The organism is Deltaproteobacteria bacterium (assembly GCA_026712905.1).
Classification (GTDB): Bacteria; Desulfobacterota; Binatia; order UBA9968; family JAJDTQ01; genus JAJDTQ01.
Genome location: JAPOPM010000011.1, coordinates 1 through 9,713, shown reverse-complemented (window position 1 = coordinate 9,713; position 9,713 = coordinate 1). Strand labels below are relative to the sequence as shown.

9 protein-coding genes and 1 pseudogene are annotated in these 9,713 nt (G+C 64.7%); 3 read left to right on the top strand and 7 right to left on the bottom strand.

Going from position 1 to position 9,713, the window contains the following annotated elements:
- Positions 1-295: 295 nt before the first annotated feature.
- The 3 genes and pseudogenes from tnpB to OXF11_00590 all read right to left on the bottom strand — a co-directional run bounded on the left by tnpB (position 296) and on the right by OXF11_00590 (position 1,128).
- Positions 296-439 carry an IS66 family insertion sequence element accessory protein TnpB gene (gene tnpB / locus OXF11_00600; GenBank protein MCY4485606.1) on the bottom strand — a complete coding sequence of 48 codons (144 nt, stop codon included), beginning with the start codon at positions 437-439 and terminating at the stop codon, positions 296-298.
- A 138-nt stretch (positions 440-577) separates the two neighbouring features.
- Positions 578-739: pseudogene (locus tag OXF11_00595) on the bottom strand (transposase).
- Positions 740-933: 194 nt separating this feature from the next.
- On the bottom strand, positions 934-1,128 hold the full coding sequence (locus OXF11_00590; GenBank protein ID MCY4485605.1) for a transferrin-binding protein-like solute binding protein: 195 nt from the start codon (positions 1,126-1,128) through the stop codon (positions 934-936).
- A gap of 436 nt (positions 1,129-1,564) precedes the next feature.
- Between OXF11_00590 and OXF11_00585 the strand changes: the two genes are divergently transcribed.
- Positions 1,565-1,762, top strand: a complete 198-nt coding sequence (locus tag OXF11_00585) for a hypothetical protein (GenBank protein ID MCY4485604.1) — start codon at positions 1,565-1,567, stop codon at positions 1,760-1,762.
- A 317-nt stretch (positions 1,763-2,079) separates the two neighbouring features.
- Here OXF11_00585 and OXF11_00580 read toward each other — a convergent pair whose 3' ends face one another.
- Both OXF11_00580 and OXF11_00575 read right to left on the bottom strand, forming a co-directional pair.
- Positions 2,080-2,691: a hypothetical protein gene (locus OXF11_00580; GenBank protein ID MCY4485603.1), complete on the bottom strand. Its 612-nt coding sequence runs from the start codon at positions 2,689-2,691 to the stop codon at positions 2,080-2,082.
- Between the two features lie 626 nt (positions 2,692-3,317).
- On the bottom strand, positions 3,318-3,602 hold the full coding sequence (locus OXF11_00575) for an integrase arm-type DNA-binding domain-containing protein (GenBank protein MCY4485602.1): 285 nt from the start codon (positions 3,600-3,602) through the stop codon (positions 3,318-3,320).
- Between the two features lie 347 nt (positions 3,603-3,949).
- On the opposite strand from OXF11_00575, the gene OXF11_00570 reads away from it, so the two are divergent.
- Both OXF11_00570 and OXF11_00565 read left to right on the top strand, forming a co-directional pair.
- Positions 3,950-6,313, top strand: coding sequence for a phosphoketolase family protein (locus tag OXF11_00570; protein ID MCY4485601.1), 2,364 nt, complete (start codon positions 3,950-3,952; stop codon positions 6,311-6,313).
- Entirely contained in the window at positions 6,313-7,506 is a 1,194-nt protein-coding gene (locus OXF11_00565) for an acetate/propionate family kinase (GenBank protein ID MCY4485600.1), read from the top strand. The genes OXF11_00570 and OXF11_00565 overlap by 1 nt, the downstream gene beginning before the upstream one ends.
- 194 nt (positions 7,507-7,700) lie before the next feature.
- Here OXF11_00565 and OXF11_00560 read toward each other — a convergent pair whose 3' ends face one another.
- Complete coding sequence (locus OXF11_00560) at positions 7,701-8,912, bottom strand: site-specific integrase (protein MCY4485599.1); 1,212 nt, start codon at positions 8,910-8,912, stop codon at positions 7,701-7,703.
- Between the two features lie 338 nt (positions 8,913-9,250).
- Positions 9,251-9,583, bottom strand: coding sequence for a type II toxin-antitoxin system PemK/MazF family toxin (locus OXF11_00555; protein ID MCY4485598.1), 333 nt, complete (start codon positions 9,581-9,583; stop codon positions 9,251-9,253).
- Positions 9,584-9,713 lie beyond the last annotated feature (130 nt).

The following is a 9,713-nucleotide window of genomic DNA, read 5'->3' as shown; positions in this document are numbered from 1 at the left end:
TAGACCGCCATGCGTGCGACCGTCCTTCATACGGAAGAAGGCACTCCTGCCGGGAAGTAAACACTCCGGTTGTCGGCACCGTTCGGGATTGCGCCGAGGGTCCCACTGGAGGCAGTGCTGCCGGCCCATCGTCATCTGGATAGACCGAGAGTCAATCCGAGAACCCTTGGCGCGACACCGAGACCCTCATGAAGGCACGAGCGCCACACGGCGAAAGCAGTCAAGCCGAAGGCGAGATCGACCGAGTCCTGCGGGAGAAGTTCCACTTTCGCCGACTCTTCCGGGCGGAAGTGGATCAACTCTTGATCCTGTCCCGCCGCCGGCAACGAAACACTACCGCCATGCCCGAGTACGGGTCAAGACCCAACTCCTCCTCCATCACCGCCGCCAGTCCGTCATGCTGCTTCATGTACAACACCGGCCGGCTCGCCAGAACCATCCGCGTGGGCACCGCCGGGTCCACCGCCGACACATCGACCCCGCCCCGGCCGTCATCCCCTCGCCCCTGTTCCTCCAGAACCAGCGGAACGAACGGTGGCAGCGGCACCGTGCCCCACCGCTTCACCTCCCCGGCCCGCCCCGCCAGCCGAATCCACCTCTCCAGCTCCTCCCGCCACACCCCATGACGCCGCGCCACCACCGTCACCGACGCCCCAGGCCGGCAGCACTCCGCCACCATCCGCGCCTTCTCTTCCCTCGACACCCTGCGCCTTCTCCTTCCATGCCCCATCCCCTCCATCCCCAACCTCTCGTACTTCGCCCACAGATCCCTTCCCGCTGCCCGCGATTCCCTATACGTCATCGCCTTCCTCCCCCCGCCAAATACCCCACCAAAACTCATCTCCTTGCTCGCGACAAGGTGGGGTCCCCGTACCGCTTACACGCTCTCGGCTCCGGTCGCTTTCTTCCGTCCCGTCATCGCGGCCAAGAGATCTATCGGCGCTTTGCTCCGAACACGCCCGTGATGCCGTCACGATCGAAAACGCCCCCAACCTCCTGTTGCGCCGGACCGTAGAACACGCCGCTGATCGTCTGTGACGAATCGTTGAAGGCTCCGTCGGCGACGGAAAGGCCGCTCCACTCCATGTCGGGAAGCGCGGTTCCCGCCTTCACGTCGCGGATGCCCATAAGACAATAGTAGCCGTCCGGTGGCCGGAAGGCGTCCGCTGCCCCAACTGCGATTCGGACAGGGTCCAGGACGGCCGTTCTCACAAGACCATGTCCTACCGTTGCAGGTCCCGTCGAAAGAAGTTCAGCACCAAGAAACCGGTACCGTCATGCAGGCGTCCAACATGGGCTATCAGACGTGGTTGGTGGCGATCTACCTGCTGAACACGACCCTGAAAGGCGTCAGCAGCATGAAGCTGCACCGGGACCTGAGCATTTCGCAAAAGTCCGCCCGGCATCTGGCCCACAGGCTCCGGGAGGGGTGGCGTCCAAAGCCTGTGTTCCAGGGTCCGTTTGAGGTAGACGAAACCTACATCGCGGAAAAGAGAAGAACAAGCACGCGTCCAAGCGACTCCACGGGGGCCGGGGCGGGGTTGGAAAGTCCGCCTCAGTAGGCATGAAGGACCACGGCACGTTTCACAAGGTCGGTTCCGAGCACCTTGACCGCTACGTCAATGAGTTCGCGGGACACCACAACCTGCGTTCACAGGACACCCTTGTGAAGATGGCCGCCATGGCACGGGGCATCGTCGGGAAGCGCCTGCGCTTCCAGGACCTCAGGGCTCCGGTGGCGGCGGGTAGCGACGTTTTCTGAAGGCTCCATGACCACGGAAACGCGGATATCCTTCAATCCGAATGACATTCGGACCATCCGGCTGGTGTAAAAAAACTTGCGGCCAAGAGACGGCCTGGAATAAGCCGGGCGGCAAGGCCGTTCCGACCCGTTGCCCGTGGTGCGACACAGCATGGCAGATAGCCGATCAACGGCTGATGCAGTGGCTCGATGACTTCATCCAGTTGACCGGCCAGACGGAAGTTCTCTTTGGTCAGTCGGCCCTTGAATTGAAGTTCTAATTGGGCTTCAGCCGGGAAGGACTCATGAAAGTCTCACTGTCAGGTGTTTCATGTGCCCTATCCTTTCTTCAGGAGCAGCGGCACGCCTTGCCGATGGGGCATCAGCACGGGCACCCTGCCGTGCTTGGCCAAGTATCGCGAGGCTACGTTCGAAAGTTCCAGCTTGACCTTGGCACGGCGCTTCAACTCGAAATTCCCAATGCTCACAAAGGGTTGGCCGTCCACCAGCGTATACATCACGCTGTACGTCTGAGCTTGGCGTCCGTCGTTATGCAGCATGATGGTGAACGTAGCCTCTCCCACCTTCAGCGCTTGATGGAACTCTTTGCGCATCCGGTCGTTGACCACCTTGAACTTGTCGAGGTCCATGGCGAAAAATGCCCACCCGTGATTGACGATGACGCTGAACAAGGCGTCCGCGGCCTGCCAGGCATCTTGAGTCACCACGGGCACCTGAACCTCGCCCAACAGGTACGACTCCATCTGCTTCTTGGTGCAGCCCTTGAGAGTGAAATCCTTGACGCCTCCCGCCATGACCTGGACCACCTTCGGCGTGTACTTGTCACATTCCTTGTCTGACGGAATCTGGATCGCCATGACCACCCGAGCCACCGGTTTCTCGTTGGCTGAGGCGGCAGCCCTGGCCAGGTCGGTGTAGTTGAGGTCCACGGTCACGTTCGTCTTGCAGCCAACGAGAAAGAGAACAAGGAGCGCTGTGAAAGCGCGGGTAGCGGCACACATCATGGAACACCTCCGGTAAGGTTCTTCCCGTTGCGGTTTCCCCGGTGGTCTTGAGACATGTAGGGGTACGATACTGTCATCTCACCCCGATGATCCCTCGCGGCGAGGATGTGATACTTCTTGTATCAGCCCGGTACGCGTATCGCGAATCGTCTTGGGAAACTTCCTGTCATGACCCAACCTTCCCAGAAACTCAAGTGCGCGGATCTCGTGATCCCCCCACCACGTCCGGACTTCATAGCCCAGGTCTTGATCGGAATCTCTTCTTCGAGACCCTGGAAAGGGGGAGCGCCTTCCCGGCAAATGTTCAGGAACATGCTGGCCAAGTGATTTCAGCACCTCAGGCCTTGGCAGCAGTGCCAGATGCGCCTTTGCTTTGCGCCCGATTCGAAAACTGCTCTCGTCCGATATGTTGTCGCCCAATATCAACCGCCAGATGGCCGTAGGGGGGGCGATGAACCGCTCCACCACGCTTCGGTACATCCTCTGCGTGCTCTCCTGGCACCGCACCTCGACGTGCTCCCTGAGATAGCGCCCGGCGAGTTCCGCCACCGTCACCGTCCCCGGCGCCCTCTCCACCGGCTCTTGGCCGCTCTTGATCCGCGAGATCGCCAGCGCCGCCTCGCGCCGTCGGCTGTGAGCACCCCGTGGCGCCCGAGCGTCACCCGCTGCGACCGGCCCTTGCGCCGGGTCTGTACCACGTACACCTTAGACCCCGACGGATAGACCCCTACCCCGAAGCCCGGGAGCTTGTCGTCCCAGAACACCGCGTCCCGCTCCTCCACGGAGAGCCTATCGACGGTGCGCTTGGAGATCGTCCGGTACTTCAACTTGGCCATGCGATCCGCCTTCCGGCTTTCCGGCGTCCGCGTCCTGAATGACTTGTCCCGGCCACCGTATAAGGTCCGAAATGGGTCTTGATGTAGCGCGGGATGTCGAGAAGAGCACCGGTTGTTATTCGGTTTGAAAATTGCGATATGAGTGTAGCGTTACTTGGTTCCCGTGACGCGGGAGGAATACGCGGCCAAAGCCCAATCTGCCAAGCTCGAACACCAACGCATCTGCCAGGAAGCCGGAAGAGGACGGATGCGGTTTGCTCTGCGGCCCAATGCCGGACAACATCCACAACGAAGATGTCCTTGAGCGGTGGAATTCCCGCCCTGGAGTCAGGAGCCTGCCGTAAGCCATGTCCGATGCGCTTCCTGAGACAGAGTTGGAGACGCTCCACGCCTGCTGGCGCGCCGCCAACTACCTGTCCGTCGGACAGATCTATCTCCTTGACAACCCCTTGCTGAAGGAGCCGCTGACCACCGCCCACATCAAGCCGCGGCTCCTCGGCCACTGGGGCACCACCCCCGGGCTGAACTTCATCTACGCCCACCTGAACCGCGTGATCCGAAAGCGGGACCTCGACGTCATCTACATCGCCGGTCCGGGCCACGGCGGCCCCGGGCTCGTGGCCAACAGCTGGCTGGAAGGGACCTACAGCGAGGTCTATCCCAACGTGTCCCAGGACGAGAGGGGGATGCGGCTGCTGTTCAAACAGTTCTCGTTTCCGGGCGGCATCCCGAGTCACGTGGCGCCCGAGACTCCGGGCTCCATCCACGAGGGGGGCGAGCTGGGTTACGCGCTCTCCCACGCCTATGGCGCTGCCCTCGACAACCCAGGCCTGATCGTCGCCTGCGTGGTGGGCGACGGCGAGGCCGAGACCGGTCCGCTGGCGGCGGCATGGCACTCCAACAAGTTCCTCAACCCGGCGCGGGACGGGGCGGTGCTGCCCATCCTTCATCTGAACGGCTACAAGATCGCCAACCCCACGATCCTCTCGCGCATCGGCCGCGACGAGCTGGAGAGCCTGTTCGTCGGCTACGGCTACGAGCCTCACTTCGTGGAGGGTTCGGACCCCACGGTGATGCACCGGCTCATGGCCGAGACCCTGGACACGGTCACGGCCCGGATCCGCGCCGTACAGGAAGCGGCGCGCGCCACCGGAAGCCCCACGCGGCCCCGCTGGCCCATGATCGTGCTGCGCACCCCCAAGGGCTGGACCGGCCCGAAAGAGGTGGACGGACTCAAGACCGAAGGCTTCTGGCGCTCCCACCAGGTGCCCCTGGCCGAGCTCGCGGCCAAGCCGGACCACCTGAGGCTCCTGGAGGAATGGATGAGGAGCTACCGTCCGGAGGAACTCTTCGACGAGAACGGGCGGCTGGCGCCGGAACTGGCGGGTATGGCTCCCGAGGGCGCGCGGCGCATGGGCGCCAACCCCCACGCCAACGGCGGCCTCCTGCTCAAGGACCTCCGGATGCCGGACTTTCGCGACTATGCCCTGGAGGTGCCACGGCCCGGCAAGACCGTGGGCGAAGCCACGCGCGTCATGGGACGCTTCCTGCGGGACGTCATGAGGCGCAACCTCGAGAGTCGCAACTTCCGCGTGTTCGGCCCGGACGAGACCGCGTCGAACCGTCTCGGGGCGGTGTTCGAGGTCACCGACCGGGCCTGGATGGCGGACACCATCCCGGAGGACGATCACCTGGCCCGCGACGGCCGGGTGATGGAGATCCTGAGCGAGCACACCTGCCAGGGCTGGCTCGAAGGATACCTCCTCACCGGTCGGCACGGCATCTTCTCCACCTACGAGGCGTTCGTGCACGTGGTGGACTCCATGTTCAACCAGCACGCCAAGTGGCTCAAGACCACCCGGAGCCACATTCCCTGGCGGCGCCCCATCGCCTCCCTCAACTACCTGCTGTCCTCCCACGTGTGGCGCCAGGACCACAACGGCTTCAGCCACCAGGACCCGGGGTTCATCGATCATGTGGCCAACAAGAAGGCCGACGTCATCCGGGCGTACTTCCCGCCGGACGCCAACACGCTGCTCTCCGTCACGGACCACTGCCTCCGGAGCCGCAACTACGTCAACGTCATCGTGGCGGGCAAGCAGCCGGAGCCCCAGTGGCTGGACATGGACGCGGCCGTCAAGCACTGCAGCGCGGGCATCGGCATCTGGCGATGGGCGAGCACCGACGAGGGCGCGGAGCCGGACGTGGTCATGGCGTGCTGCGGCGACGTCCCTACCCTAGAGACCCTGGCGGCGGTGGACATCCTGCGCGAGCACGTTCCTGACCTGAAGATCCGCGTCGTCAACGTGGTGGACCTGATGAAGCTGCAGCACGCGGAGGACCACCCCCACGGGCTCGGCAACCGGGAGTTCGACCTTCTCTTCACCACCGGCAAGCCCGTGATCTTCGCCTATCACGGCTATCCCTACCTTATCCATCGCCTGACCTACCGGCGCACGAACCACGCGAACCTCCACGTCCACGGCTACAAGGAGGAGGGCGCCACCACCACTCCCTTCGACATGACCGTGCTCAACGAGCTCGACCGCTTCCACCTGGTGGAGGCGGTCATCGACAGGGTCCCCAAGCTGGGGACCCTCGCCGCGTACGCCAAGCAGGCGGTGCGCGACAAGCTCATCGACCACCGCCAGCACATCACCCGCTACGGCGAGGACATGCCGGAGGTGCGCAACTGGACCTGGTCCCGTTGATGAACGATGAAGGCCAATCCATCTTGTGCCTCAACAGCGGCTCTTCGTCGCTCAAGTTCGCGCTCTACGGGCTGGAAGGCGCGGGTGAGGTCCTGCTGGGCGCCGGAGCGGTGGAGCGCATCGGCTTGGCGGATGCTTTCCTGTGGGTACGCGGCGCGGACAAGGCTCAGTTTCTGGAGCGGAAGGAAGACTTCCCCGATCACGCGGCGGCGGTGGAGGCGGTCTTCGCCGCGACCGCGCGGCTGCGCCTGCAGGAGCCTTCCGCCGTCGGCCACCGGGTGGTCCACGGCGGCGCGCGTCACGCGGCTCCCGAGCGGGTGGACGGGGCGCTGCTGGCGGACCTGCGCGATCTCGCGACGTTCGCGCCGCTGCATCTGCCCGGCTCGGTGGCGGGCATCGAGGCCGTGGCCGCGCGTTTTCACGATCTCCCCCAGGTGGCGTGCTTCGACACGGCCTTCCATCGGCGCATGCCCGAGTTGGCGCAGCGCTTCGCATTGCCCGGCACGCTGTGGGAGGCGGGCGTGCGGCGCTACGGCTTCCACGGGCTGTCGTACGAGTACGTCCTGGATGCGCTGGGGAAGGCCGCGAGTGGCCGGGTCGTCATCGCCCATCTGGGAAACGGCGCGAGCATGGCCGCGGTGCGCGACGGCGAGCCCGTGGATACGACCATGGGTTTCACCCCGACCGGGGGCTTCATGATGGGAACACGCAGCGGCGACCTCGATCCCGGCGTTCTCGTCCACCTGATGCGCGAGCGCCGCTGGGATCCCGACGACGTCGAGCGGCTGGTGACCCGCGAGGCAGGGCTGCTGGCCGTCTCCGGCCTAAGTCCGGACATGAAGACCCTGCTGGATGCGCGCCAGCGCAACCCGCAAGCGGCGCTGGCGGTGGATCTCTTCTGCTACCAGGCGCGCAAGCACATCGGGGCCTTGGCCGCTGTCCTGGACGGCCTCGACACCCTGGTTTTCACGGGCGGTATCGGCGAGCACGCCGCCGCGGTGCGGCAGCAGGTTTGCCAAGGCCTCGCCCACCTCGGCATCGAGCTCGACTCCGAGCGCAACCAGGCCCACGCCGGCATCATCACCACCCCCCGGAGCCCCTGCACCGTGCGGGTCATCTCCACCGACGAGGACCTGATGATCGCGCGGCACACCCGCCGCCTGCTCTTGCCGGGGGGTTCCGGAGCGGCGTAGCCGGAGCGCGTGGGTGGGCCCGGAAATGCGAACCAAGTCACCTCCTCCTTCCGGGAAATAATCCTTCATGATGGCAAGGCAACGAGCCCCCGGCAAGGCCGCGGCGGAACACACGGCTGGACCGTTCCCCTGTTGCGCGCGGCCATCCACGCGCCTGCGGCCGGAGTCCCGCTCCCGCCCCGCTTCCCGCCGTTTCAACCACGGGCGGCAGCCCCCTCCTCAGCCTGCTCTCGCCGGCGAGCCTCCCTTGTCAGTATGTCCGCTCCGATGCTGTCCGCGACCCGCGCCGACGACGCCTTGATCGAATCCCGCGCCAAGTGCGCGTAGCGCGAGGTCGTATCGATCTTGTTGTGTCCCAACAGCTTCCCGATCATCGACAGGCTCTCGCCCAGAGCCAGCGCCCGCGAGGCGAAGCTGTGCCTGAGGTCATGAAGCCGCACCTCCTCAAGCTCCGCCCGCTCCCGCACCCGCTCCCAGTAGTGGTTCAGGTCCGCCAGATGACGCCCACGCTTCGTTCCCGGTATCACCCACGGGTTGCCCTCCACCCGCGGCAACTCCGCCAGCACCCGCGCCGCCGCGGGCGACAGCGGCACCAGCCGCGCCCCGCTCTTCGAATCCCGCAGCCGAAGCTCTCCCGCCCCGAGGTCCACGTCCTTCCACTCAAGCTCCACGATCTCGTTCCGCCGGCACCCCGTCAGCATCAGCAGCCGGATCGCCGCAGCGGGGTGCGCAGGCAAACGCCCCTCCGCCTCCATCTCCTCCAGCACTTCCCCCAGGCGCCGGAACTCCGCGTCGGTCAGAAACCGCTCGCGCTTCGTCTCCCGGTACTTGCGCACGAACCTGCACGGGTTGCCCCCCGTGCGCAGCCGCCACTCCTCCGCCAGGTTGAACAGCTTCACCCCGATCTCCAGCGCGCGGTTCGCCTGGTACGGAATGCCCCGAAGCTCGAAATGCAGCTTCGCGATATGCTGCTGCTCCACCTCCTCCACCGCCACATGGCCGTAGGCCGGCACGATGAACCGCTCCACCACGCTCCGGTACATCCTCTGCGTGCTCTCCTTGCAGCGCACCTCCACGTGCTCCCTGAGATAGCGCGCGGCAAGCTCCGCCACAGTCACCGTCCCCGGCGCCTTCTCCACCGGCTCCTGCCCGCTCTTGATCCGCGAGATCGCCAGCGCCGCCTCGCGCCGCGCTCCGTCCGCGGTGAGCACCCCGTGCCGCCCGAGCGTCACCCGCCTCGACTTACTCCGGTGCCGGGTCTGCACCACGTACACCTTGGACCCCGACGGATACACCCTCACCCCGAACCCCGGGAGCTTGTCGTCCCAGAACACCGCCTCCCGGTCCTCCACCGGCAGCGCATCCACCGTTCGCTTGGAGATCGTCCGGTACTTCAGCTTGGCCATGTGCTTCTCCTTCCTGCCGCCCGGCACCCGGCGACCGGCGCGGCGACCGGACCGTCCCGCCCGTAAGCGTAAGCACAGCGAAAGCGACCGGGCTATAACGCCATGACCATTGAAGCGCATCGGAGGCGTCGATGCAAGAGACCTTTGTATATTATTTACTTTTATTATTAGTGGTTTATGGCCTATTGTCCCTGGACGGCAACTGTTGTCATCGTGTGGCGCCGTACGCCGTTAGCCCGGATTCTCGTCTTTTATATATGTGCCGCCGATGTCGACGCCGATGATATAGTCCATGTATCGGCTCCGGTTCCTGGAACAGCGTATCGTGACGCGCCCGACTATCCCCCGTACATTTCCGTGATGATTCGTCTGAGTTGAGCCGCTGCCCCGGCGGACAACCGGTCCAGCCTGCGCCGAATCCGTTGTTTGCTGATGGCGCGTATCTGGTCGACGGCAACTTCTGCTTTTTTCCCCGCGCATTCGACCTGTAACCGGCTCCTCCACGTGGGATGCAGCGCCGTCGTGAGCGGACAGACCACCACCGTGTCCAGAAACTGGTTCATCTCGTTTTGGCTCACAACGACAACGGGGCGGATCTTGCGGGCCTCGCCACCCACTGTGGGATTGAGGTCGGCGAAGTAGATGACGTATTGTCCGGGGAACGTAGCCACTATTCCAGGCCGTCGGCGACCGTCACATCGAAGTCGCTCCAGTCCTCCCTCTCGGCGGCCATGGCGCGGTATGTCTCTTTCCAGGACAGGCTGTTCTTTTCCTTGCTGTAAAGAAGCACTCCGTCCTCCG